The following is a 25,000-nucleotide window of genomic DNA, read 5'->3' on the forward strand; positions in this document are numbered from 1 at the left end:
TCAGAAACACAAAAAATTGTTGCATCCACAACATAACCTGTTGTGAATCGTTTTTCTATCCCTTAAACGCAATTAAATAGTTGTTTCAATTAACAACCAAAAAACTTAGTTATTAGGCGGAACCGATGCACGACGTACTTACTGCTCCGTACCGCAGGAATGCCCTCCTTGTTCGTGGGCGTATTGCACTGATTTCCAGCGTTGCATTTCTGCCGCTCTGGAATGTTGCTGCGGCTGCGGAAGAGAATGCCCAGACGAAGAAGCCTGCTCAGGCTATGTCCCGAAAGGGCAGCGCGCTCTCTGCAAAAGCTGCTCATGCATCGGCTGCGCCTAAAGTTCACGCATCTGAGGCCTCCCGCGTGGAAAACGTTGTGGTGACGTCGGAGCGCAAGGCAGACAGCCCACAGAATATCGGTACGTCAATCAGCGTCGTTTCCGCAAAGATGCTGGAAAATCGGAACATCAACAATGTGTTCGATCTCCAGTACGCTACGCCATCGCTTCAGATCCAGCCGTCCTACGGCAGTGGGCAGTTCACTTATACGATCCGCGGCGTCGGCTTTAGCAATTACTCCAGCAACAATTCCCCGACTGTGGGTATCTATATCGATGAGGTGGCGAACCCGGTCCCGTTCGGCATCAACGGAATGATGTTTGATATGCAACGCGTGGAAGTTCTGCGCGGTCCGCAGGGTACGCTGTATGGTCGGAATACGACAGGCGGTGCGATCAACTATATCACGAACAAACCGACCGATAAGCTGGCGGGAGGCGTGAGTGCCCAGTATGGCCGTTTCGACAGCGCCAAGATCGACGGATATATTTCCGGTCCAATCAACGACAAATTGAAGTTTCGCCTGTCTGGCGAAACACAGCAGGGCGGGGCATGGCAGTACAATCCTGAGGCTCAGGCCCATCTCGGGAACGTCAATCGTGGCGCGGCTCGGCTGTTGGTGGATTATACCCCGTCAGAGAGCTGGAAGGTGGAGTGGAACCTTCACGGTAGCCGGGATCGTTCTGATGGGACGGGCGTCTATGCGTGGGAGCCTATCACCAGCCTCAGTTCCACCAATCCAATGCCCGCGTCCACCAGTCGTTATAATACCCGCTGGGGGACTTCGGAGCAGTTTGCCAAAGAAACTGGTCTGACGCCGGATCAAAAGCCATATAGCCATATCGATACCGGTGGCAGCAGTCTGCGGGTTGAGAAGCATCTCCGTGATTTCACGATCACGAACCTCGCCAGCTACGATTACATGCAGCGTGACGAATACGACAATTTCGATGATTCCTCATTGTCTCTGGCAGACGTGAAGTTCAATACGCGGGCTAATGTCGTAGCCGATGAACTGCGTTTCTCATCCAATACATCTGGTCGGCTTCACTGGATTGGAGGCATTTACTACGGTCATCAGTGGCTGAATGACCGGTACCAGTCGGGGTTTGAGGCTCTTTACAATACGGATGGAGACGTTCGTTATTCGCAGACGGTCAATACAATCAGCGGCTTCGGTCAGGTGACGTATGACCTTACGCCAAAGCTGCAATTGGTTGGTGGCATTCGCGTCGAACACGAGAAGCGCACCCTTAATAACGTCTATGCTCACTACCTCGTCGGCGGGGTGGTGACGAACCCGCAGAACGCTGTCGCCCAGCAGTCGCAGTCATACACGTTGCCGTCTGCGAAATTCAGCATTCAGTATCATCCGTTCAGCCATGACATGACGTATTTCACCTTCAGCAAAGGTGTGAAATCCGGTGGCTTCACGGTGTACAACTCGTCTGACGTCACGCAAATGACCAATCCGTTCAAGCCTGAGCAGCTTTATTCTTTCGAGGTTGGAAACAAGCTAATTCTGCCGAGGTATAACCTGCGGGTAAATGCTGACTTCTTTTACTATGATTATTTCGACCGTCAGGTTCAGTCCATCGCCTATAGCCCAACGACCGGATCCGCTATTGGTCTGTTCGTAAATGCGCCGCGCTCCCATATGTTTGGTGGCGAATATGAAGTCGAATGGTCCCCGATCCCGGGGCTGCACGTGGCGCAGTCTGGGGCCTATGTCGAAGGTGCCTATGACAAGTTCAGTGCTGTCACGAGCTCAAAGCAGGTCAATGGTGTTTGGGTTGGTGTCACGCAGGATGTGTCTGGACGTGGGATTGAGGTGCCTCATTTTACGGCCAATGGTTCCGTCGATTATACGTGGCGCGTTGGAAAATATGATCTCGTTTCAGGTGTGGATTACAGCCTGCGCACCACGAGTACGGCTCTGAATTCAGCCAATACTATTCCGGGCTATACGTTATGGGGCGGGTATATTTCGTTTGCGCCTCATAAGGGCCATTGGAAAATCGAGGGTATTGGTCGCAACATCACCGACAAGCATTATGACGTGACGCGCGGCTATTTTGTGGGTGGAGACAACATTGCAGTTGCTGGCCGACCAGCAACCTGGGAAGTCCGCGTTCGCGCAGACTTCTGAAAAAGCGAGGGATGGCGTTTTTGTCATCCCTCTGACGTTTTTCAGAACGATGCCGCCACCGTGCCAAAGAACATGCGTGGAGGTGTAGGATAACCCACATATGTTGAGCCATCTCCCGCGGTGATGGTGGACCAGGAGCGCGTGTTCGTCAGGTTGCTGACGTTGAACTGGAGCTTGAGGCTTTGCATGTGTGGAATATGCTTGAACGTATAACCGGAGCTGAAACCAAGCTGGAACCTTGGTGGCACCATGACGGTATTCGTGATTGTACCGGGACGAACGCCCATATAGGTTCCGAAGAGCTGAGCGTTGAAGCCTGACTGATTGTAGTTGATGGCGAACTTGTCAGACCAGACAGGAATAGCCGGGATTTTCTCGCCTTTTGTCGCGTAAAGCGTGGTGCCGTCCATGAAATCGCTGCCGTAAATGCTGCTGACATAGGAAACGGCATCATAAATCGAGAAGTGCTGCCCGAACCGGAGTGTGAAGGATAGATCCATACCATTTGTCGAAACGCTGCCCAGGTTGGCTACAGTGCCACCAACGCCGGAAATGCCCTGATTAGGCGGCTTGATCGAGCCAAGACGATTGAAGAAATCGACATGGTAATATTCAAGCTGACCGCTGATCCCCGTGAGTGGGCCAAGAAACAGTGGCCGATTGGTTCGAATGCCTGTTTCATAGGTCCAGGACGTTTCTGGTTTTCCTGTTTTCTTGAAGTCTTCAAATGCTTCCTGGCTGGTCACGGCCCAAGGTGACGTGCTGCCATATCCAGTCTGGGCAAACGAATTCATGTTTTCCTGAATGTTGGCGAATAACTGCTCATGGGGCGTGAAGCTCCACAAGGCACCAAAAGCAGGAAGAAAGGGTTTGTAAGACGGGATCGTTCCACCAGCCACTGTGTGGGTGCTGGTATCAACAATCGTTTTTGCACCTTTAACAGATGATGCCAGAGACTGCGGCAAAGCAGCGACAGGCAACGTACCGTTGGTATAAACCATCTCGGACTTGAAGCCTGCTGTCAGGGTCAGATGGGGTGTTACGCGCCAGCTATCCTGCAGGTGTGTGACAAACGTGTTCGTGTAAAACGCATTCATCCACTGAGTAAAAAGAGGATTGGTCGCGCGCTTATACGGCGTCAGCGTGTCCGTTGCAGTGAGCGGATACCAAAGACGCCCCTGCGTGTTGTTGTTGCGTTCGTACCATCCGCCAACCTCAATATTATGATGGCCCAGATGGTAATGCAGGGTGCTGGTCAGGCCTCCGCGATAGTCTTCATACTCGGTCGTACGAACAGCAAGACCCGTTCCGCCGGTTGCATTCCAGACCTTCGGATCAATTCCAGCGTTGCTATACGTGAACTGGCCATTCTTGATGTATTTGGATCCAGTCGGGTCCAGGTAGCTACCAAGGATTGTCAGGATAGCGTTGGTGCGAATGGACGTTGCGACCACACCTGCGCCATCGTCATAGTGAAAGTAAAGCTGGTTATCCCACGTCAGATTTGGGGAAAATTTGTGCGAGATTTTCAGATAGCTGAGGTAATCGGTTCGCTGCGCTGCTGAATAATAGTATTTATTATTGGGCGTTCCCGGGGCTGCGGATTTGGAGGTCATGGCAGGGTAGTTGGCCATGGCAGCGTTCAAATCAGGAAAAAACGCACCGCGAGCATAGAGGTCTGTCGGCGCCGTTAGTCCTTGTGTGTTGGGCTCTGCTTTGTCCTGCCAGTCAAAATACGCCGTGATGGTGGTTTTTTCACCTTTGTGAACAAATTTGCCGTTTACCTGATAGCCACCCTGATTGTTCCCTTCACCAAGATTCCAGGGTCTGGCATCCTGCCGTGAGAAAGAGACGTAGGCCGCGTTTCCGTTTCCAAAATTACCAGTGTCTAGACGGGCGTAGGTGCGAAACGTGGAATAGCTGCCGAAAGTCTGCCGGATTGTTGCGCCAGCTTTTGCTTTCGGGTCCCGCGTATTGAACTCAATTGTTCCGCCCAGGTTACTGGTGGACGCTGTTCCGAGTGCGCCCGCCCCAGAGGACAGGGACGTTTGGCCGATATTTTCGCTGATGGCGGCGCGCCAGGGGGAGAGGCCATTATAATTGCCATAAGCGCCTGCTCCGAGCGGCACACCATCAAGTGTATAGCCCAACTGGCTGTTGGAGAAACCGTGAACGTAAATGCTTGAGTTCTGCTCGTTGTTGCCCCACGGATCAACATTGGTGAATGTCACGCCCGGCAAGAGATCCAGCGCCTGCATCGGGTTCTGACCCGGCATCATTTCCTGCATCTGGTCGCCGCCGATGCTCAGCACAGACCGCGTCCGATGGCCTGTTGCAACAATCTGCTCAATGTCGCGCTCATCCCGGATCCGCGATGCGCGTATGTGCTTTGGGAGGCGTTTTGTAGCGGCACCACGTCGAATGACCATGCCGCCACCTGGAGCAACCTCGGCAACCAGGCCGCTCCCATTGAGCAACCGCGTTACGGCTGCGTCAGCTGACAGGTCGCCATTAACGGACGGAGCCTCAAGGTGGTCCACCAGTTCAGGGGAGAAAATGACGCTCTGTCCGGTCTGTTGGCTCAGGGATTCCAGTGCCTGTGCCATTGGCTGACGGTTAATGTGAATATTCGCTGTGGCTGACGGTGTAGCCAGAGCAGAATGGGTCAGAATGGTCGTCCCTACAGTCAGAAGCAGAACTGCGCGAAGGGGGCACCGGACGTTGACGGCCATGTATTCTCTATCCTGTTGGTGATCGCAGAAGGCGGCCTCAACAGGAAGACAAATGAAAACTGAAAAACCTCAGCATTGTTCAACGGTTTTCATGAAACCGTCATAAAGCACGAAAGATGAAAACGTTTCCCTGTTCCTGAAGGGTCAAGGGAAGAAGGCGCGGAAGCATCCGCAAAAACATCTCTCCCTGCGACACAAAATAAACCCCGCTTAACCGCATATTTGAAACAGTGGGCGACGCCAGGATGATCTGACGTTGGCTATACCGTCGGATTTCTGAAACAGCCTCCTGCAGAGGCGTATTGCGAAAAATCAGACGTCCGGTTTGCCAGGAAAGAAGCGCTTCGATGTTGGGATAATCGATGCTCACCGCACCATTCTGGGCAATGCGAAAGCGCTGCCCCGTTCGGATCCAGATATCACGCGCGGCAGTTGTTCCGCTTCGGAGCAATATCCTGCCCCGAAGCGCCGTGATGTCTGTGCAGTTCTGTTCCATGCGGACATTCGCTGAGGTCTGTCTTGAGAGTCGAACTGTAACGTTTCGAACTGAGAGGTGAAAATCTGATGGGCTTTCAGGGGAAAGCAGCACTTGTCCGTGCTCCAGTCGCGCGCGGTGCCCATCTTCAGACAGCGTCATCCGGCTTCCTGAATCCAGGAGGCATGTGCCGTAATCAGGCAATGCAATGCGAAGAGTATGCCCAGTCGATGCCTGCAGAACACGGGACGCCCGGGCAGTCTTGTTCGTCGGCACAAGTGCGATGAGCGCAGCTGAGGCAAGGGCCAGTGCACTTCTACGCCCTAACGAAAAACCATGCGTATCTGAGCGTTTCGCGGGCGTTGCAGGAATGCTTTGTGTTGGAACCCCGCCGCCAAGCTCCCAGTAATCCGTCAGGAGTTCAAAAGTATTGGCGTTACAGGTGTCCTCACGCATCCACTGTACAAAGCGGGCACGGTCCGTGTCGTTACAATCATCAGCGTGCAGGCGCGCAATCCAGAGGGCGGCCTGTTCCCGAACTGCGAGCTGCTTTTCGGAAGGCATTAATGGTCCATCCAGGAAGAAAGGAAGACAAGGGCTTTTGCAATATGCTTTTCCACGCTGCTTTCGCTCATTCCCAGCGTTAAAGCAATCTCCCGATACTTCATTTTTTCAACACGATTGAGAAGAAAGGCCTGCCTTGTCTTTTCGGGAAGTTGCCTGCAACCCTCGTGGAAGCGATCCATTCTTTGGCCTGACGCATAAACGTCTTCCTGGGATGGCCCAGGGTCTTCTATTTCTAATGTAATATCCCGATCATCGCTGAAAGATTGCATGCGTGATGAGGCTTTTTTCAAATCATTGAGATGCAGGTTGAGCGCACTTCTGGTGATGTATGCCTCCGGATGCGTCACGTCGTCTTTGGCGCGTTCATAATAATTCGCCAGTGCCGTCTGCAGATGATCTTCCGCATCGTCGCGATGCGTCAGGCTTTTGATGCGGCGGCAAAGGCGCAGCCATTCCTGCTGACAGGGAAACCAGTTTTCCGCCAAAGCTTCTATCATCCTGTTTTAAAGATGGACTGCCTGAAGCGCTCCATTACGGATTTTGGCGGGGTGGGTCTGTGACAGTTTCATGAAAAGAGGCTGAAGGGCATGGGCAAACGCTCTCATTCGCTGTCTTGGAAAGAGTGCGACCGCTCGATTTCAGCGAAAGATTTTCCATCATGCTTTTAAACCGCCGACGGGTACTGACAGGTCTGGGAGCCGGGCTCCTGTTTTCCTACCGCCTGAAGCAGTTGTCTGCTGCCGCCCCGCATAATCTGGACAAGACTCCTGAGTTTGATGCATCGCCCTTTCAGTTGGGTGTCGCGTCTGGAGATCCAGCACCAGACGGTTTCGTAATATGGACACGCCTTGCGCCGCACCCGCTGGAAGAAGCGGGAGGAATGAAGCGCCTGAAGCCTGTTCTGGTGGACTGGGAAATCAGCGAGGATGAGCATTTTTCAACACGCCTGCGGTCAGGGCAGACCATTGCTCACCCAGAACTCGCTCATTCCGTTCATGTTGAAGTTGATGGGCTCCAACCAGATCGGCCTTACTGGTATCGTTTCCATATTGCCGGACATGAGAGCCCGATGGGTCGCGCCCGTACTTTGCCGTTGCCCGGTGCAAGCGTGCAGCGTGTAAGGTTCGCTGCCGCAGGGTGTCAGCACTACGAATTTGGATATTACAGTGGCTGGCGAGCTATCGCGAACGAGAACGTCGATTTTGTTTTCCATTACGGAGACTATATTTACGAAGGCCCCGATATTGGGGCAGGCGTACACACTGTTTATGGAAAGCCATTTACGGCGGTCCGTCGGCATATCGGGCCAGAAATCTATTCCCTAGACGAATATCGCCGTCGTTACGCACAGTACAAAATTGACCCGGATCTACAGGCTGCTCATGCCGCCGCGCCCTGGCTGGTAAGCTTTGATGATCATGAAGTTGATAATAACTGGGCAGGGGATACCGATCAGGACGGTACTCCGGCGGATATTTTCCGTCTGCGTCGGGCATCCGCCATGCAGGCCTATTACGAACATATGCCCCTTCGTATCAGCTCTCTTCCGGATGGCAGTCACATGCAGATGTACCGAAGCTTCCGCTTTGGTGATCTGATGAATACGTTCGTGCTGGATACCCGTCAGTACCGGAGCGATCAGGCTTATGGTGATAAAGACGTTCCGCAGGGAACGGATGTCTGGTCACCCGAACGCACAATGATGGGACAACAGCAGGAGGCCTGGCTTTTCAACGGGCTGGGACAGTCTGACACGCGGTGGAACCTGCTGGCGCATCAGGTGATGGTTATGGATCTTGCTCACCGTAAGTCAGCCCATTCGGAACTGCTTTACAGCATGGATCAGTGGTCCGGTTATATGCATAGCCGTAACCGACTGCTTCAGTTCATCGGAGAGCACTGCCCTGGAAACGTGGTCAACGTGACGGGCGACGCACATCGGCATTATGCGGGCAATCTTGTGATTGATCCTGCCAAGCAGAAGCCGGTCTCCGTGGAATTTCTGGCGACGTCCATTTCGTCAGGCGGTGATGGCGTTGGAGATAATGACGCCCATAGCCAGTCGGTTCGGCGTGAAAACCCGCATCTTAAGGCAACGACAGACAAGCGTGGCTATGTGTTGTGTGATGTTGGCCGGGATGTCTGGCGAGCAGACCTTAAAACTCTGGATCAGGTGAGCAATCACGACGGACAGCTCTCAACCTACGCCAGTTTTGCAGTTGAGCGTGGCAACCCAGGCCTTCAAAAGGCCTGAGCGGATATGTCGACCATCAGGGCGTTTCGTCCTGATGGTTTGAGGTCATGCGAAAGCAGGTCAGCAAGCCTGCGAGAGACGTAAAGAACAGAACCAGTCCCATCGGTAAGGCACTGGTTTTGCTCAGCCCGACGAGCGGAGCAGCAACGCCGCCGACCAGAAGGTTGAGAGAGCCGAGGATGGCACTCGCACTTCCTGCACGGTGGCCCTGCTTGGCAATGGCGAGAACAAATGTAGCCGTCAAAATCATGCCGATGCACGTCATGTAAAGGAAGATGGCTGCCACCAACAGGAAGAGCGGTCCTTCCAGTGTCGCGATAAGCGTGATCAGTGCGGCTGCGGTGGTGATACAGATCACGGATGCCCGAAGCATTGTATTGGTGCGCGCCATGCTACCTGCACGGCCAATCAGCCAGCTCCCACCGACGAGTGCCAGACCATTAATTCCAAACAGAAGACTGAATGTCTGGGGCGAGACGCCGTAGATGTCTTGATAGACGAAGGGCGTGCCGGCCACATAGGCAAAGCTGCCGCCATGGATCAGCCCCACAGTCAACGCATGCCCAATGAATTCCCGGTCCGTCAGCAGACTATGGAATGTCTCTAGTGTCGAGCGTGCTGAGTTGGGAAGGCGGCGGTGTAATTCAAGAGTTTCATTCAGACGGCCGCCAACCAGACCTAGCGCCACGACGCCAAAGCCTGTCAGGAACCAGAACATGGTGCGCCATGTTGCTGATGGCAGCGCCAGAATGGCTCCACCCATCATTGGTGCCACCATAGGGGCGACAGCATTGATGATCATGAGTCGGGAAAAGAAGCGGGCAAGTTCCGGCCCATTAAACACGTCTCGCACCACCGCCCGGGACAGAACCAGTCCGGCTGATGCTGTGAGGCCTTGAAGAAAGCGGGCAACGATGAACGCTGTGATGCTGGATGAAATGGCGCAGAACAGGGATGACAGCGCAAAAAGCGCCATCGCTGCCAGCAACGGCCCTTTCCGGCCGCGTGAATCGCTGAACGGTCCCACCATGAGCTGTCCCAGAGCCAGCCCGATCAGGGTGCTGGTCAGGCTGAACTGAACCGCGGTCTCTCCAGCGTGGAAATCATGCCCGATACTGGGGAAACCCGGCAGGTACATGTCGATGTTAAGCGGACCGAGACAGGTCAGCAGTCCGAGGATGAGGATAAGATCCCGTTGGGCGGGACGTGATGTCTCGGTAGTGGGATCAGTCATGGACTGGAACCTTGATAATGGTGACGCCAGAGGCAGTCATGCGGGTGAGTTCGTCTGTTGGGGCATCATCGGTAACGATCAGGGTCTGGACAGTTTCAAGAGGGGCAACGGGGAAGCGCCCCCCGGACCCGATCTTGCTTGCCTCAGCCATGATCACCACGCTTTCGCTCCGGCTCAGAACCTCACGTTTGAAGGCGGCTTCCTCATGATCCCAGACACTTGGTCCTTCGGCGGAAATGGCCCAGACGCCCAAAGAGCAGAGATCAAAACGGTAATGCTGAAGAGCCTGGACGGCGACTGAACCTGTCACGCCACCCGTTGTTCCTTCCAGACGCCCGCCAATCATAATGGTTTCAATCTGGTCTGCGTCGCTCAGGGCAACAGCAACCGCGGGACTGGATGTGACCACAGTCAAAGGCGTATCGCGGGGAAGCGATCCAGCCAGCGCAATATTGGTTGAGCCTGTGTCGATGAAGACAACCTGCCGTGGCTTGAAAAGCGTTGCGGCCTGACGTGCGAGGGCGTTCTTCAGCGGAATTTTTTCGCCCATTCTCGCCCGGATATGAGACGCATTGGGCTGTAGCCGTAGTGCACCGCCATAAACGCGACGACATTCTCCTGCTTCAGAGAGCTCACGCAAATCGCGCCGGATCATATCGACCGGGACGTTCCATTCAGTAGCTAGATCAGCCGCGACAACACGGCCGTGGCTTCGCAGACGGGCCCGAATGTGGCTGAGACGTTCGTCCTTTAGAATGGGACTTTCTCCGAAACGGGTTAAAACACGCGCAAACCGTCATAAACGCGCATAACCTGTCAAGAAGTTTTGCATGTCCCTCTGTTTTGAAAGGGAAGGTGTGGCAGATCAGAAACTCAGGACAGCATCCAGATTGAACCACAGCATGTTGTTCGTCCCGTTATTCACCGTTCTGGAAGAGACTGTGCCGGATTGATTGAAGGGGTGTGTTCCATTCAGGGATTTGTCCAGACGGATTTCAGGTCGGACGGTCAGGCTGGCTGGACCCAGATGTCGATTGATGAAGCTGGGCCGATATGCCACCCCAACTGTCAGGTCTCCGTATGTGGTCGGCAGGGCGTTATAATACTCGAACGGGCGGTTTCTCAGCGAGTTTGTGTAGGACATGTCGCTGGAATACTGGTTGATGATGCCGCCAGTGTTGTCTCGGAAGATTTCACCTCGGACGTTGAGTGTGAGGGATGGCTGGATGTCCCACGACAGATATGAAGAAACGCCATAAGCATCGTCGCGCGACGCATCGTCGTGCAGATAGAGAGCTTCTGCCATGACGGACAGGGCATCTGTCACGTGATAGGTGGCGAGAAGGTCCGCATTATACTGCATGAGATCGTTGGCGGACCGCCCGATGCCTGCACTGTTCCATCCGGCGGGTGAAACGATCGTGCGGCCATTATTTGCCTGCGGGCCGAAATGGCCAATGGCATGGACATTTAGCTTGCCGCCCATCAGGTTATTCCAGGCAAAGCCGAAGTAGCCTTTGGGTCTACTGTTGTTTCCTGCGCCTCCGAAGGTTGTAGAATTGCCTGCATCGATGCCAAGGATCCAGTCCATGTGATGGCTTAAATGCATCGTGGCCACGACGCCTACCGTCTCGAAGGGAACGATATAGTCGGCAGCGTAGTTGAAAGAATAGAACGGACGGGCGAGGGCTGGTGTGCCTTCAGCGCCCATCAGGCCGTACATTTGACCTGCCTGGAAATCGATGCCGTGATGGAAAATCCATGGCGTATGGATGTCGATATGGGCCTGTGTGGGTGCCCACTGGTACAAGCCGCTAATCGTGCCGTCGCCCATTCCGATCGTCGGGTCGAAACGTGAGTCAGATCCGTACATCATCTCTACGACAAACCCGATCCCGTAACCGCTTCCGATGGAGGTGACGGGATGGGAGAGAGAACCCATGATCTGGTTAAGGGTCACGGTATTCGCACGATCCAGATAAAACTGCCCGAAATTGCGTCCAGATCTCGTCCACGGGTTCCCGCTAATACCAGCTTCGACCGTGAGATGTCCGACCAAGCCATCCCAATAGGTAAGGGGACGTCCTGCTTTGGGAGAGAAAAGATTTCCGGCTTTCAACGCCGGAAGATCAGGGTCTCCGGCATCGTTCGCATGGGATGCTGTTGGCGGTGGTGTAGGGTGATTGGGGTTGGGCGTGCCGTTTGGCGTGATAGTCGTGTTTGAAGAGGCTGCCGCCTGCGCATAGGCGAAAGACGGCAGGGCGGTTCCGGCCAGCAGACAAAAGACTGCCATGACGTGTTTTTTTGACACGCGAAATTCCGTTCCTGAAGGTTTCGGAAGGGTCGTGAGGAAAAACGGATCAGATTTCTGACGCTGCCTGCTTCTGCCCGTTCTGGTATTTCCGCATGAAGAAGAGGCTCAGTATCGTCATGAAGGCCACGTAAATCAGGCAGACTTCTGGGTTGTAATATGTGACAGCGACCAGAAGGATCACTGCGCCTGCCAAGGCGATACCCGGAAGAACGGGGTAGAGCGGTGCACGGTAACTGCGCGGCAGGGCGGGTTCCGTCTGGCGTAGCCGAAACAGGCTTACCATGCTGAGAATGTACATCGTCAGGGACCCGAAGACGGCCATGGTGACAAGCGTTGCCGTCAAAGACTGACCGTGGATCGAAATGACGTCATCTGAGAAAATGGCAGCAATACCAATAACGCCACCGGCAATGGTCGCGGTGTAGGGTGTGTGGAAGCGTGGATGCACCTTGCCGAGAATAGCGGGCAGAAATCCTGCTCGCGCCATTGCAAAAATCTGGCGCGCATACCCCATGATGATCCCGTGCAGAGACGCGACAAGTCCAAACAGACCCAGCCAGACCAGCATATGCAACCAGCCACTATGTGCGCCGACAACATGCTTCATCGCCTGAGGCAGGGGATCATTCAGGTTGGCCAAAGCATGCCAATCTCCCGCACCTCCAGCAAATACCATGACGCCGAAAGCCAGTGCGACCAGCGTTAGAACACCTGCAACATAGGCGATGGGGATGGATCGGCGAGGATTGCTGGCTTCTTCCGCCGCCATGGCGACGCCTTCGATCGCCAGGAAGAACCAGATGGCAAAAGGAATGGCCGCGAAGATGCCACCCATGGCCTCCAGTCCGAAATGAGGTGCAACGCCCCATCCGTCGTGCAGGAAATTGTCCCATGAAAAAGCGGGAGCAACGACGCCCATGAATACCAGCAGCTCAATGATTGCGGCGATTGTAATGAACAGTTCGAACGTGGCGGCAATATGGACCCCCACGATATTGAGCGCCATGAAGACGATATAGGCGCCCAGTGCTGCCACCTTTGGGTTCAGATGAGGAAACTGAACGTTCAGATAGGCTCCGATGGCAAGCGCGATGGCTGGTGGTGCGAAAATGAATTCAACCAGTGTAGCCAGACCCGCAATCAAACCACCCCAGCGGCCAAGCGCACGCTGGCTGTAAGCAAACGGGCCGCCTGCCTGCGGGATGGCACATGTCAGTTCCGTGAAGCTGAAAATGAAACTGGTATAAACGAGCGCGACAAAGACTGTGGCAATCAGAAAGCCTAACGTCCCCGCTGTTGCCCAGCCGTAGCTCCATCCAAAATATTCACCCGAAATGACGAGACCAACTGCAATTCCCCAGAGATGAAACGCACTAAGGGACTTGTTGAGATGCGTCGGAGCAGTGCTCATTGGTCATTGTCCTTTTCCAGGGTGGGAGTGGTGTTTTCAATCAGAGGGGCATCAGGAGCCGCGTCTTTGAGGCCGACGCCAGTGAGTTTCAGATGGCGGGCTTCATGCATGAGCCAGGCCAGCTTTGTCGCAGCGGCTGGGATGGTCATGCCATGAGCATGAATGTTGGAGAGGCAATTCCGTGCTGAGTCCGGGCAGCCCACAAAAGGCGCATATGTCAGGTACACGCCCAGACTATCCGCGACGCTGAGACCGGGTCGCTCGCCAATCATCATCACAACCATTCTCGCTCCGAGAGTGACGGCAATGTCATCCCCCAGAGCGACGCGCGCCTGTGTCGCAATAATCAGCGGGGCGACTTTCCAATCCGGAAGGCGGCTCTTCATGGCCCGAAAGAGCGGGATGGCGTTTTGCTGGGTGGCAAAAGACGACAGACCATCGCCCGCGACGAATACTACGTCCCAGTCACCTTTTGTGAGAGTGTCGAGCGTTTCTGGGGCCAGCCGGCGGCCAAGATCGGGGCGACGCAGATAAGTGGAACGGTCTGATGCGCGGCTATGAACGATCAGATAGGGCTCAGACCCTAAAGTCGCTGTCAGGGCTGAAACGTCCAAAGGTGTGTGGACCGCGTCGCGGGCCTGGGCGTGAGAGGTTTGAAAATCGAGTACATCCTCGGTTTTCAATGCGTTTCCTGCGCGCCCTAGGCCGATCCGAGCGCGGGTTAGACGCCGCAAATCCTGCCAGAGGTCTGCTGTGTGCGGTGGAATAGAGGGCGCGTTGCGATCATCCGTCATGGTCAGCGCGCCATTTCACCAAGAAGGGTCTGGCCGGGTGGAATATCCAGCATGCGCTCCGTATGCGGGTCATAGAGGCCCATTTTTTCCAGCCAGCCTGCAAATTCCGGAGCGGGCTTGAGGCCCAGAAGCTTCCGAAGGCTTAGAAGGTCGTGGAACGACAGGCTCTGGTAATTGAGCATGATGTCATCAGCTCCTGGCACCCCGATCAGAAAGGTGATCCCAGCGGCTCCCAGCAACACCATCAGGTTGTCCATGTCATCCTGATCCGCTTCGGCATGATTGGTATAGCAGGCGTCACACCCCATCGGGACGCCCAGCAACTTCGCGCAGAAATGATCCTCCAGCGCGGCACGGATGATCTGCTTTCCATCATACAGATACTCCGGCCCGATGAATCCGACGACAGTATTGACGAGAAGGGGGTCATAGGCGCGAGCCACAGCATAGGCGCGGGCTTCTACAGTCTGCTGATCAACGCCGTGATGGGCATCGGCGGACAGTGCAGCGCCCTGACCCGTCTCGAAATACATGACATTGTTGCCAATCGTACCGCGGTTCAGCGCTCGGGCGGCCTCATGGGCTTCCTTCAGAATTGAGAGGCTGACTCCGAAACCTTCATTGGCTTTTTGGGTGCCTGCGATGGACTGAAACACGAGATCAACCGCGCCGCCACGATTCATGATTTCGAGCGTGTTGGTGACGTGCGTCAGAACGCATGTCTGTGTGGGAATGTCATAGCGCTGGCGGGCATGGTCCAGCATCTCCAGCAAGGCAAGGCCATTGGAGACGCTGTCTGTCGCCGGGTTGATGCCAATGACGGCATCGCCCATGCCGCGCAAAAGACCATCAAGCGTAGAAGCGGCAATACCCCTCAGATCATCTGTAGGATGGTTGGGTTGCAGTCGTGTGGACAGACAACCTTCGAGGCCGATGGTATTGCGAAATTTTGTGAGGACGCGGATCTTGCGCGACACTGTCATAAGATCCTGATTTCTCATGATCTTACTGACAGCAGCCGCCATTTCCGGTGTGATGCCTGGAGCTGCGACTGCCAGTGCTTCTGTCGTGGCATCTTCGGACAGCAGCCAGTCCCGGAAGCCAGCAACAGTCAACGATGAGAGGGGGGAGAAGGCGTTCCGGTCATGTGTATCCAGAATCAGGCGCGTCACGTCATCCGTTTCGTAAGGGATGAGTTCTGATTTCAGAAATGTCTCGAGGGGAAGATCTGCGAGAGCGTAACGGGCAGCCACGCGTTGAGCATCGGAAGAGGCAGACAGGCCCGCGAGTTCATCACCAGAGCGGGCAGGAGACGCTTTGGCAAGCAGCGTTTTCAGATCATCAAAAGTGTACTGTTCCCCTCGCAGGGTGCATCTGTAAGCCATGGCCAGAGTCCTCTGCCTTTGCTCATCCCGAAAGTCGCATTTGGGAGAATCAAGGTTTTGTCCGTTATCGCAATTATATCTCTTTCGGACCGAGTTTGACTTGACCCGAAACAACAACGTTTTGACATTTGACGACAATGCGCCCAACACTCGTGTCAAGTGAGCAGCAACAGGAAGACACCATGTCATCCTTTCCCAAGTCTTCCGGATCAGATGTCTATGTCCTGGCGGCCGCCGCTGCCGGTGTGGAAAAATTCCTTACGGAGCAAGGCGGAGACATGGACCGGATCGCTGGGCGGTCTGGTCTTTCAACGCATCAATTCGCCATGCCGACAGATGCATTGAACCTAGGCGCGTACTGCCGTCTGTTTTCCGAAGCCGAAACAGATACGCACGACGGAAACATCGGTCTGCATTTCGGGCAACAGTTCAGACCGAGGCAACTCGGGCTGATTGGTTACATCGCGCTTTGTTCAGAAACAGTGGGGCAGGCGGCGCAGAATCTGGCGACTTATTTCGGGTACCATCAGGCCCAGACCATCACACGGTTTGTTGAAACGGATGATCATGTCCGGCTTGAATATATGATCGCGGACACGGCCATTCAGGACAAACGTCATGATGCCGAGCTGACGATGGGCATGTTTGCCAATATTTTAAGGGCTGGTCTTGGTGCGGACTGGTGCCCGCAGGCCGTTCTTTTTGCTCACGAGCAACCGGAGCAGGCTTCTGAACATCGAGAAGCGTTTCAGGCCGATATACGCTTTTCTGCCGGGATGAATGCTTTGGTGTTCCGGAAAGAGGGGCTGAAAAAGCCCATGCCAGACGCCGATGCCGCTTTGCTACAGGTGATGAAATCTTCACTTGTGACGTTGGCGCGAGGGGCAGGCCACACGGTGCCTCATTCAAGGCAGAGCCTCAAAGAGCAGGTTATGGTTCAGGTTCGCAAGTCGATGCGGCAGGGCGGCTCTGAATTCTCTGACGTGGCGGAAAAACTGTCCCTTTCGCCCTGGACTCTTCAACGCAGACTTGCCCAACTTGGCCTTTCTTATTCCGGGCTCCTGGATGAGACACGTCAGATCGATGCGTTGCGATATCTGGCAGAGCCGAACAAAGATGTCAGTGAGATTGCGTCTCTCCTTGGATATACTGAAACCAGTGCTTTCAGCCGTGCGTTCAGACGATGGTTCGGGGTCTCTCCGCGGGTCTGGAGACAGCAGAACATCGTCTCAGCGAGCTAACTGACTGTCGCACGTTCATCCATCCGTGTGGTATGGAAGAGGAATGAGTGTTGAAGTCATGCCCGGCCTGTCCCTGCGGGAAGAGGACCTGAAAGTTACCTATATTCTGGCGTCTGGCCCAGGTGGACAGAACGTCAACAAGGTTGCAACTGCCGCCCAATTGCGTTTCGATGTCTCCGGTTCTGCTGTTCTTTCAGAGCGGATACAAACCCGTCTTTTAGAAATTGCGGGAAGTCGTGCGACCCGGGATGGAGAGATCGTTTTGACCGGGCGGCGTTTTCGGACGCAGTTACGCAATCGGGAAGACGTTATCGAGCGTTTGGCAGAAATGATCCGTGAAGCTGCGCATCGACAGGCCTACCGGGTGCCGACACGCCCCGGAAAAGGAGCGCGGCAGCGCCGACTGGATGGCAAAGCCCATAGGGCCGGGATCAAACGCAATCGTCGCATCCGGCTTGATGATTGAGAGGGAGAACAGACACATGACGTTCCAGCTTTCTGCCCTGGAATGGGGCGCAGGACCCAAGGTTCTTGAAGTCTTTCTGGAACCGACCTGCCCATTTTCCGTCAAGACCCTACGCAAAATACCAGATCTCCTCCAACTTGCGGGGCAAGACCGTCTGACGGTTCGCGTGCGGCTCCAGTCCCAACCGTGGCATATGTTCTCCGGCGTCATTGTACGGGCCATTCTGGCTGCGTCTTCGCTGGACGAAGGCCGGGATGCTGCCTTAGCCGTCATGATGGCTGTCGCAGATCATCGGGAAGAGTTCGAATTTACCGATCACTGCCGTGGACCGAATATGGACGCTACACCGGCAGACATTCTACAGCGCATTGAGGTTTATAGCGGTGTCCCGCTTGCTGAGGCCTTTGTTCGCCCAGAGGTGACGGCAGCAGTCAAATGGCATGCTTGTTACGGTCGCCAGAATGGCATTCATGTCTCGCCAACCTTCATGGTGGATGGTCTGATTGATCCAGCCTTCAGTAGTGGCGACAGTGTGGACGAGTGGGGAGCCAAGCTGTTTCCCGTAAAGGACTGACGAGACAGAGAGATTGGACGTTATGCGGCTTCTTCAATACAGTCGCCATAACGTTTAGCAGTCAGGACTTTTCAATGACTTCCAACCTCTGGACCAGAGCGGCTTTCGCACTCTCGTTTGCCGCGCTCGTTGGCACTGAAGCACATGCTGCCGCAGAAAATCCGTTCTTCAGCGCCAGCACGCTCCCCTATCAGGCTCCCCGCTTTGACCTGATCAAGGACAGTGATTACGCGCCCGCTTTTGAGCGCGGTATGGCAGATCATCTGCGCGAGATCACAGCGATTGCCAACAACAAGGCCGCTCCGACATTCGAGAACACGATTGTTGCCATGGAGAAGTCTGGTCGTCTGCTGGATCGTGTGCAGGAGACGTTCTTTGGTGTTTATCAAGCCAACAGTGATGCCGAACTGGACAAGGTTGAAAGCCGTGAAGCGCCGCGTCTGTCTCAGCATGAAGATGAAGTCTATCTGAATGAGCGCCTGTTTGCGCGCGTAAAGGCACTCTATGATGCTCGCGCAAGCCTGAATCTGAATGCCGAGCAGGCGCAGCTTCTGGATGTTTATTACCAGCAGTTCGTCCATGCGGGCGCCCAGCTCTCCAAAGCGGACAAGGTCAAGCTGCGGGCCATCAACACGAAACTTGCTAATCTTGAATCTGCCTATCAGCAGAAACTGATTGCCGCTGCAAAAAATGGGGCTCTCGTCGTTGATAGCAAGGAGGCGCTTGCAGGACTGGATGACGGGACGATCGCCTCCGCGCAGAAAGATGCTGAAAGTCGCCAGCTTTCCGGTAAGTGGGTTCTGCCGCTCCAGAACACAACGCAGCAGCCAGCGCTGGAAAACCTGAGCAAGCGTGAAACGCGTCAGGCCTTGTTCGATCAGAGCTGGAACCGTGCGGAGAAGAGCGACAAGAACGATACGCGGTCCACAATCGCAGAACTCGCCCAGCTTCGGGCGCAGAAGGCAGCCCTGTTCGGTTACCCGAGCTTTGCAGCCTACACGCTGTATGATCAGATGGCCAAGACGCCGGAAGCTGCCGAAAATTTCATGAAGCAGCTTGTTCCTGCGGTTGCAGCTGAACAGAAGCGGGAAGCTGGTGTGTTGCAGGATGCCATCCATCGGGATGGTGAGAACTTCACCCTGAAGCCCTGGGACTGGAGCCGTTATGCGGAGCAGGTGCGTCATGAGAAGTACGCCCTCAACCAGGATGAAGTGAAGCCATATTTCGAACTGAAGACCGTTCTGACAGACGGTGTTTTCTTTGCTGCCAACCAGCTTTACGGGGTGACCTTCAAACAGCGCACTGACATCCCGGTTTATAACCCTGATGTCATGGTATTTGAGGTTTTTGATAAGGATGGTTCACAGCTTGGCCTGATGTATTTCGATTACTTCAAGCGTGATACCAAATCCGGCGGCGCATGGATGTCCAACTTCGTTGGTCAGTCCACGCTGCTGGGCACAAAGCCGGTCATCTACAACGTAGCCAATTTCACAAAGGCCGCGCCGGGTCAGCCGCAACTCATCACGTCTGATGACGTGACGACCATGTTCCATGAGTTTGGGCATGCCTTGCATGGATTGTTTGCCAGCCAGACATATCCTTCGATTTCAGGGACCAGTGTCGCACGGGATTTCGTTGAGTTCCCGTCTCAGTTCAACGAGAACTGGGCCCTCGATCCGAAGGTCCTTTCCCATTACGCTCGGCACTACAAGACTGGCGCTCCGATGCCGCAGGAACTGGTCGCCAAGATCAAGAAGGCTGCCCGTTTCAATCAGGGCTACGCCCTGGGTGAGATCGTCGCTGCAGCAGAACTGGACATGAAATGGCATGCCCTCCCGGCGTCAGCACCACGTCAGGATGTGGACAAGTTTGAAGCTGATGCCCTGAACAGCATGGGACTGGATGTGGCCAACGTGCCACCGCGTTACCGTTCGAGCTACTTTCTGCATATCTGGTCCAATGGCTATTCGGCCGGATACTATGCGTATCTGTGGACCGAAATGCTGGATCAGGATGCCTTTGCCTGGTTCACGCAGCATGGTGGCTTGACGCGTGAGAATGGTCAGCGTTTCCGCGACATGATCCTGTCCAAAGGGCACACGATGGATTACGGCCCGATGTTCAGTGCATTTTACGGGAAAGACCCGGACATTGAGCCGATGCTGGCGCATCGTGGCCTGACGGCTGATAGCCAGAAGTAAGATGTTACGGACGGGTGGGAGACCATCCGTCCGTAAGTGTCTTTAGAAACTGGATAATTTGACTGCGCTCCTGAGGCGTCAGGGCAGGCAGGTCGTCTGGTTTTCGATCCATCGGTGCGTCAGTGCGATCAAGGTTGGAGCGATACTGGGGCGGGATATCGTCCGGAACCTGAAGATGGCCGTGTGTGTCACGGCTGTAGAAGCGTTCTGGGTGGATGTCTCGCAGGGCGTAGAAATCCAAAACCTGATGAAGGTCATGGAACACGCCATTATGGAAGAAGACCTTGCGCTCTGCCACATTGCGGAGGGTTGGCGTCGCGAACATACCGCAATAGGCCGATGACGTCTCGACGCCCCCCGGCATGACTTTACACAATCCGAGATCGAAATGCCCCGTGTCGTACGGCCCCATCAAAGCCTGATTGCGCGGGGCGCCCAGTGCTTCGTATTGGCGATCCGTGAGAAGGGGGGGGAGATTACCGGGAAGCGGACGATCCAGGTGACAGGCTGCGCAGTTGCCTTTGGTTGGATCGTTGAAGAGCCGATATCCGGCACTCTCTTCCGGTGTGAAACGGGCTTTCCCTTCAAGCCATGCATCGAACTTGCTGTCATAAGCATGAAAAGACGGATCTTCGATCTGGTAGCGCGCAAGAGCAAACAAGGCTTCAGACAGCAGCAGGTCACGGGATGCGTCAGTCGCGGGGCCGCCTAGAGCTTTTAGCCGTTGGATGTACTGGGCATTTTCAAGCCGATGAAGCGCAATCTCCGGGGTAGAGGCCATTTCAGCTGGATCATAAAGGGGGCCTGAAGCCTGCTGCTGGAGCGTATCGGCCCGGCCGTCCCAGAACATTCCTCCTTGAGGCACCATACTGATCGTTGGGGACGCGGCTGCACTCTTCGGTGAGCGTGTAGCATCGGGTGCTGCCGAAGCCAGAACGGGGGCCGTCTCACTTTCTGGATTATCCGGACCAATGCTGAAATTTGGCACATGCTCCAGATATGTCAGAGACGGAATGGCTCTGCGGCCATGGCTTGCCAGTGTTGGGCCTCCCAGAAACACGGAAGCAGCACCGGAAGGCCCGTAATGATGTTTTGGGCTGTGACAGGATGCACAGGACAGACGCCCTGAGCCCGAGAAGAGGGGGTCGTGAAAGATTTCACGCCCGATCTTAGCCATCTCGGAAAGAGGTGCATGAGCCGGCCGATGTAATTTGACCGGACATGGATTGCTGCCGTCCCAAGTTGGCAAACACTGATCCGCAGCAACGGCTTGACTGGCCAGCATGGCGGACATTAGGCCGCCAGCCATTACGACTGTGAAAGAACGGAGTGAGACGGTCAAAGCGGTGTAGCAGGAGCCTGCTTAACAGGTTCGCCTGTCTCAGGGTTCAGGAAAACGGGTGTGAGGTGCGGGGTTTGCTTGAAGTCGAACAGATCAGACAGATCAGTAGCATCTGCGTCAAATGATCCCTGTCCAAGGCGCTGACTCTGAAGCCAGTTATCTTCGATAAAGCGGGTGATAGAACTCTGGGTAATCTGGATATGGCTGACGTAGTTAGGTTTAGCCCATGGAGATAAAACGATCAGCGGTGTTCTTGTTCCTGGGCCACAACGGCCGTTTCCAGGCTGACCCGAAACTCCGCTCGGAGCCGGGGCTGTCCCGCAGCGGCCAGGACCGTTGAGCTGATCTGCAGGATTATCGTAGGAGCCATGCGACGGCGTGACATAGGCATGATCGTACCAGCCATCGGAATCATCATAGGCAATGATGATGGCTGCATCGTGCCATTGCGGGCTGTGCTGAATAAGATTGATGGCCTCTACCACGCCATGCTGCTCGTCCAGCGGGTCCGAGTAACCGGCATGGCCATCCTGAAAGGCTGGCATTTTTAGGAATGACACAGCAGGAAGGTTTCCTGCAGCGACCGTTTTGTAGAAGTCTCTCAGGTCATACTGATGGTTGGCCGGATCCCGGTGAATACCGTCCTGCTGAAAAGTACGGCCAATGACGGCGAGAGAGGATGGTCTCGCATGCGTTGGATTTGATGTGCTGGCGTAATACTGAAACCAGTTGTGGTGAGGGATATAGTCAACCACATTTTGGGCCACGACCGAGGAGTAGGTCTGGCGGTTGCAGCCTGTCGTGCCGTCAGGGTTACGAGCAGTCAGATCGAACCCGCCCATGAAGCCGCCCCATGTCAGGTGCTTGTCGTTCAACAGGTCGCCGATGTTTTTGCTCGTCATCATGACCTGTTCGGTCGGGACGGAACAGACATCTCCAGCAGGGTCGATATCGTTGACCATCGTCCAGCCCCCTTGTCCGTCCGGAATGAACGGAGACTGGACTGTCAGGGTGGACCGGCCTTGAGCGCTTTTGACGATCTTCATGCCGTTGGTTTGTCCGGAAACCACTTCCAGAGCACCCGGAGTGGAAGGACCGTATGTGTCCGTATAGGCGGCGTCGCTCATGGCGAAATTCTGAGCATAATTCCATAGGGCTGTGACGGTGTTACCGTCAAAATAACCCATCACCTGGCCGCGTGTTGAAAATGCTCCGACACCACCCGGTGCGCCGCGACCGGTGTGAAGAGGGAACAGGTCTGCCAGGCCATGATGATAAGCCTGTTGCTCAGCAGTATAGGCGTGGTTCTGATCGGCAGTGCTGGCTTGTGTCCTGTCCAGACGGAAGGGCAGAGCCGCATCCCGGCCGTTTTCGGCGCGCGTATTGGGGTTTTTCAACAAAAGGTCAGCCGCGATGAGCGTATTGGCCTTTGGGGTTTCTGCCGCCGCATGAAAAGCTGGCTCTCCGGCAGGGTTCGCTGCGGACGGATATGTTCCGAAGTAATGATCAAAGGAGACGTTTTCCTGATAGATCACAACAAGATGGCGAATTGGCGTTGCAGGCTCCGGAGCCTGCGTTTCCGCGGCTTGAGCCGGAGCAAGCAGGAACGGAATGAACGTCGTGAGGAGGAGAGCTGAACGTAAAGTCATGCAGGCAGAAATCTAGCTTCTCTGGTGAGACTGGGAAGTACGGCGTTTGTCAGCCTGTTCTGTACTGGCAAACAGGAGGTGGAGGCCAGAACTTTTGTCCTGTCCGATCCGGTCGTTCCAGGCGGTCATGAGTGTTTCCCGCCAGAGTTCGTGAGGCTGCTTTTTCGTGGGCTGGTTCATTGGAAAGCCTTCTGGGTGAAGCAGGCGACAGAGCCAATGGCACCATAACGGAAGAATGGACGGGGAAATATTATGGTTCGGTTAAATAAAAACCAGTTTCAGGGTGTGATGAAACTTTCATGAAAGAAGTTCCCGGGATCTTTAGTAAAATTACCGAAACAGCTACCAGATTAGACATACCTTTATTTGGAGATGGCATCCGGAATGCTGCACTTCGCCCCAGAGTCAACATGGTCAATCATTGCGCTTGGGATCTGCTTCCTGCTGGTCTGCGTATTTGAATTTGCCAATGGCTTCCATGATACCGCAAATGCTGTTGCGACAGTCATTTACACGAATTCCCTCAAACCGAAGGTTGCGGTTGTCTGGTCCGGCCTGATGAACCTTTTGGGTGTGTTGCTCGGTGGTATTGCCGTTGCTTACACGCTCGTAGAGTTGCTGCCGCCGGATGTTTTGTCTCCGCCGAATGGAAATCCGGCAGTTCCAATGCTGGTCGCTCTGTTTGGCACAGCTCTCGCCTGGAACCTTCTCACATGGTGGTTCGGTATTCCGAACTCTTCCTCTCACTGTGTGATTGGCTCTCTGGTCGGCATCGCCATTGGTGACTCCTTCCTGCATGCCCGTGACCTGGGGCACAGCGTGGACTGGAACCAGATCTGGAAGGTCCTGACGACGCTGGCCGTATCTCCGCCGCTCGGCTTTATTGGGGCAGGCATTCTGTTCCTGATCATCCGGAAATTCGTGCATCTTCCGGCCCTTTATCAGCGCCCTGAGCCGCATCACAAGCCGAACCCGGTTGTTCGTGCTCTGCTGGTCACCACCTGTACGCTGGTCAGCTTTTCGCATGGTAACAATGATGGGCAGAAGAGCATTGGCCTGATCATGTTGACGATCATCGGTCTGATGCCAGCGACGTTTGCCCTGAACCCTCAGGTGCCGGTGCAGTACGATATCATTCGTCAGGACGTGCAGGCTGCTCGCCCGCTTGTTGCTGAGTTTGATCGTTATTCGTTCAAATCGGATGCCCTTGCATCCATTGATCGACTGGAAAAGGGCGCGGAAATTCATGCCAGCCCGGCTGAAACACGCGGGGACATCTATCAGGTTCTGTCTGGCCTGCGTTCCGTAGCGTCCAACCCTGCTGCATCCAACGAGCAGAAGAAAGAAGCCGGATCTCTGGCCAAGAAGCTTCGCCCCACAGTGGAATATGCGCCTTTCTGGGTTCGACTGCTGAGTGCACTTTGCCTAGGCGTAGGAACAATGATCGGTTATCGCCGGATTGTTCAGACACTGGGTGAGGGCATTGGCAAGGCACATCTTACGCCTGCACAGGGTGCTGCTTCTGAAGTTGTTGGCGCAGGTCTGATCATGACGGCTGGCTACACGGGCCTTCCGGTCTCCACTACGCACATCATTACATCTGGCGTGGCTGGAACCATGGTTGCCTCAGGCTCCGGGATCAACATGCACATGTTGACCAAGATTGCTCTGGCTTGGCTGTTTACACTGCCTGTGACGATCACTGTCTCGGCGATCCTTTTCTATATTCTCGCCTGATCGTCAATTTCACAATAAGACAGTATTCAAGAAGGATCTGCCGTGAGGCAGGTCCTTTTTTGTAGGTGAACTGCAAATTGTTAAAGTGGTGTGGCAATGTCTTGAAACGATCACAAGACACAAATGAACCGTCTACAT

The 25,000-nt window shown here is 54.7% G+C and carries 19 protein-coding genes; 8 read left to right on the forward strand and 11 right to left on the reverse strand.

What is annotated here, in order from left to right; translation table 11 throughout:
* The first annotated feature begins 125 nt into the window (after positions 1-125).
* Entirely contained in the window at positions 126-2,483 is a 2,358-nt protein-coding gene (locus HK24_RS06800) for a TonB-dependent receptor (RefSeq protein WP_086633833.1), read from the forward strand.
* Positions 2,484-2,524: 41 nt separating this feature from the next.
* Here the strand turns inward: HK24_RS06800 and HK24_RS06805 are convergent, their stop codons facing one another.
* The 3 genes from HK24_RS06805 to HK24_RS06815 all read right to left on the reverse strand — a co-directional run bounded on the left by HK24_RS06805 (position 2,525) and on the right by HK24_RS06815 (position 6,706).
* Entirely contained in the window at positions 2,525-5,215 is a 2,691-nt protein-coding gene (locus HK24_RS06805) for a TonB-dependent receptor (RefSeq protein WP_086633834.1), read from the reverse strand.
* 100 nt (positions 5,216-5,315) lie between these two features.
* A complete protein-coding gene (locus tag HK24_RS06810; protein WP_086633835.1) occupies positions 5,316-6,254 on the reverse strand; it encodes a DUF4880 domain-containing protein in 939 nt (312 codons plus the stop codon).
* Positions 6,254-6,706, reverse strand: a complete 453-nt coding sequence (locus tag HK24_RS06815; protein ID WP_346343973.1) for a sigma-70 family RNA polymerase sigma factor — start codon at positions 6,704-6,706, stop codon at positions 6,254-6,256. The genes HK24_RS06810 and HK24_RS06815 overlap by 1 nt, the downstream gene beginning before the upstream one ends.
* Between HK24_RS06815 and HK24_RS13845 the strand changes: the two genes are divergently transcribed.
* Together HK24_RS13845 and HK24_RS06820 are read left to right on the forward strand one after the other, a co-directional pair.
* Entirely contained in the window at positions 6,650-6,817 is a 168-nt protein-coding gene (locus tag HK24_RS13845; protein WP_233126164.1) for a hypothetical protein, read from the forward strand. The genes HK24_RS06815 and HK24_RS13845 overlap by 57 nt on opposite strands.
* 98 nt (positions 6,818-6,915) lie before the next feature.
* Positions 6,916-8,511 carry an alkaline phosphatase gene (locus HK24_RS06820; protein ID WP_086633836.1) on the forward strand — a complete coding sequence of 532 codons (1,596 nt, stop codon included), beginning with the start codon at positions 6,916-6,918 and terminating at the stop codon, positions 8,509-8,511.
* A 16-nt stretch (positions 8,512-8,527) separates the two neighbouring features.
* Here HK24_RS06820 and HK24_RS06825 read toward each other — a convergent pair whose 3' ends face one another.
* From HK24_RS06825 to HK24_RS06850, 6 genes are all read right to left on the reverse strand, one after another.
* Positions 8,528-9,745: a Bcr/CflA family efflux MFS transporter gene (locus tag HK24_RS06825; RefSeq protein WP_086633837.1), complete on the reverse strand. Its 1,218-nt coding sequence runs from the start codon at positions 9,743-9,745 to the stop codon at positions 8,528-8,530.
* Positions 9,738-10,502 (reverse strand): DeoR/GlpR family DNA-binding transcription regulator, encoded by a 765-nt coding sequence (locus HK24_RS06830; protein WP_086633838.1) that lies wholly within the window; start codon positions 10,500-10,502, stop codon positions 9,738-9,740. Before HK24_RS06830 ends, HK24_RS06825 begins: the two co-directional genes overlap by 8 nt.
* Before the next feature lie 108 nt (positions 10,503-10,610).
* Positions 10,611-12,038 (reverse strand): outer membrane beta-barrel protein, encoded by a 1,428-nt coding sequence (locus HK24_RS06835; RefSeq protein WP_249194839.1) that lies wholly within the window; start codon positions 12,036-12,038, stop codon positions 10,611-10,613.
* Positions 12,039-12,105: 67 nt separating this feature from the next.
* The gene (gene eat, locus HK24_RS06840) at positions 12,106-13,470 is read right to left on the reverse strand and encodes an ethanolamine permease (RefSeq protein ID WP_086633840.1); all 1,365 of its coding nucleotides are present in this window, start codon (positions 13,468-13,470) and stop codon (positions 12,106-12,108) included.
* Complete coding sequence (eutC, locus tag HK24_RS06845; protein WP_086633841.1) at positions 13,467-14,264, reverse strand: ethanolamine ammonia-lyase subunit EutC; 798 nt, start codon at positions 14,262-14,264, stop codon at positions 13,467-13,469. The genes eat and eutC overlap by 4 nt, the downstream gene beginning before the upstream one ends.
* Positions 14,265-14,266: 2 nt before the next feature.
* Positions 14,267-15,649 carry an ethanolamine ammonia-lyase subunit EutB gene (locus HK24_RS06850; protein ID WP_086633842.1) on the reverse strand — a complete coding sequence of 461 codons (1,383 nt, stop codon included), beginning with the start codon at positions 15,647-15,649 and terminating at the stop codon, positions 14,267-14,269.
* Positions 15,650-15,831: 182 nt separating this feature from the next.
* On the opposite strand from HK24_RS06850, the gene HK24_RS06855 reads away from it, so the two are divergent.
* From HK24_RS06855 to HK24_RS06870, 4 genes are all read left to right on the forward strand, one after another.
* The gene (locus tag HK24_RS06855) at positions 15,832-16,890 is read left to right on the forward strand and encodes an AraC family transcriptional regulator (RefSeq protein WP_086633843.1); all 1,059 of its coding nucleotides are present in this window, start codon (positions 15,832-15,834) and stop codon (positions 16,888-16,890) included.
* 43 nt (positions 16,891-16,933) lie between these two features.
* Entirely contained in the window at positions 16,934-17,356 is a 423-nt protein-coding gene (arfB, locus tag HK24_RS06860) for an alternative ribosome rescue aminoacyl-tRNA hydrolase ArfB (protein ID WP_086633844.1), read from the forward strand.
* A 16-nt stretch (positions 17,357-17,372) separates the two neighbouring features.
* Positions 17,373-17,930 carry a thioredoxin gene (locus HK24_RS06865; RefSeq protein WP_086633845.1) on the forward strand — a complete coding sequence of 186 codons (558 nt, stop codon included), beginning with the start codon at positions 17,373-17,375 and terminating at the stop codon, positions 17,928-17,930.
* Positions 17,931-18,004: 74 nt separating this feature from the next.
* Positions 18,005-20,134 (forward strand): M3 family metallopeptidase, encoded by a 2,130-nt coding sequence (locus tag HK24_RS06870; RefSeq protein WP_086633846.1) that lies wholly within the window; start codon positions 18,005-18,007, stop codon positions 20,132-20,134.
* 4 nt (positions 20,135-20,138) lie between these two features.
* Here the strand turns inward: HK24_RS06870 and HK24_RS06875 are convergent, their stop codons facing one another.
* Together HK24_RS06875 and HK24_RS06880 are read right to left on the reverse strand one after the other, a co-directional pair.
* Positions 20,139-21,428 (reverse strand): cytochrome-c peroxidase, encoded by a 1,290-nt coding sequence (locus tag HK24_RS06875; protein ID WP_233126159.1) that lies wholly within the window; start codon positions 21,426-21,428, stop codon positions 20,139-20,141.
* A gap of 44 nt (positions 21,429-21,472) precedes the next feature.
* On the reverse strand, positions 21,473-23,125 hold the full coding sequence (locus HK24_RS06880; protein WP_086633847.1) for a phospholipase C: 1,653 nt from the start codon (positions 23,123-23,125) through the stop codon (positions 21,473-21,475).
* Positions 23,126-23,509: 384 nt separating this feature from the next.
* Here HK24_RS06880 and HK24_RS06890 point away from each other — a divergent pair, with 384 nt between their 5' ends.
* A complete protein-coding gene (locus HK24_RS06890; RefSeq protein WP_064274565.1) occupies positions 23,510-24,862 on the forward strand; it encodes an inorganic phosphate transporter in 1,353 nt (450 codons plus the stop codon).
* Positions 24,863-25,000: the final 138 nt, after the last annotated feature.

The sequence above is a fragment of the Gluconobacter sp. DsW_058 genome (assembly GCF_002153615.1).
In the GTDB taxonomy this organism is placed as follows: domain Bacteria; phylum Pseudomonadota; class Alphaproteobacteria; order Acetobacterales; family Acetobacteraceae; genus Gluconobacter; species Gluconobacter cerinus.

Coding starts and splice junctions, on each gene's coding strand:
- HK24_RS06800 (WP_086633833.1), top strand. CDS start 126: ATGCACGACGTACTTACTGCTCCGTACCGCAGGAATGCCCTCCTTGTT.
- HK24_RS06805 (WP_086633834.1), bottom strand. CDS start 5,215: ATGGCCGTCAACGTCCGGTGCCCCCTTCGCGCAGTTCTGCTTCTGACT.
- HK24_RS06810 (WP_086633835.1), bottom strand. CDS start 6,254: ATGCCTTCCGAAAAGCAGCTCGCAGTTCGGGAACAGGCCGCCCTCTGG.
- HK24_RS13845 (WP_233126164.1), top strand. CDS start 6,650: ATGATCTTCCGCATCGTCGCGATGCGTCAGGCTTTTGATGCGGCGGCA.
- HK24_RS06820 (WP_086633836.1), top strand. CDS start 6,916: ATGCTTTTAAACCGCCGACGGGTACTGACAGGTCTGGGAGCCGGGCTC.
- HK24_RS06825 (WP_086633837.1), bottom strand. CDS start 9,745: ATGACTGATCCCACTACCGAGACATCACGTCCCGCCCAACGGGATCTT.
- HK24_RS06835 (WP_249194839.1), bottom strand. CDS start 12,038: ATGGCAGTCTTTTGTCTGCTGGCCGGAACCGCCCTGCCGTCTTTCGCC.
- eat (WP_086633840.1), bottom strand. CDS start 13,470: ATGAGCACTGCTCCGACGCATCTCAACAAGTCCCTTAGTGCGTTTCAT.
- eutC (WP_086633841.1), bottom strand. CDS start 14,264: ATGACGGATGATCGCAACGCGCCCTCTATTCCACCGCACACAGCAGAC.
- HK24_RS06850 (WP_086633842.1), bottom strand. CDS start 15,649: ATGGCTTACAGATGCACCCTGCGAGGGGAACAGTACACTTTTGATGAT.
- HK24_RS06855 (WP_086633843.1), top strand. CDS start 15,832: ATGTCATCCTTTCCCAAGTCTTCCGGATCAGATGTCTATGTCCTGGCG.
- arfB (WP_086633844.1), top strand. CDS start 16,934: ATGAGTGTTGAAGTCATGCCCGGCCTGTCCCTGCGGGAAGAGGACCTG.
- HK24_RS06865 (WP_086633845.1), top strand. CDS start 17,373: ATGACGTTCCAGCTTTCTGCCCTGGAATGGGGCGCAGGACCCAAGGTT.
- HK24_RS06870 (WP_086633846.1), top strand. CDS start 18,005: ATGACTTCCAACCTCTGGACCAGAGCGGCTTTCGCACTCTCGTTTGCC.
- HK24_RS06875 (WP_233126159.1), bottom strand. CDS start 21,428: ATGTCCGCCATGCTGGCCAGTCAAGCCGTTGCTGCGGATCAGTGTTTG.
- HK24_RS06880 (WP_086633847.1), bottom strand. CDS start 23,125: ATGACTTTACGTTCAGCTCTCCTCCTCACGACGTTCATTCCGTTCCTG.
- HK24_RS06890 (WP_064274565.1), top strand. CDS start 23,510: ATGCTGCACTTCGCCCCAGAGTCAACATGGTCAATCATTGCGCTTGGG.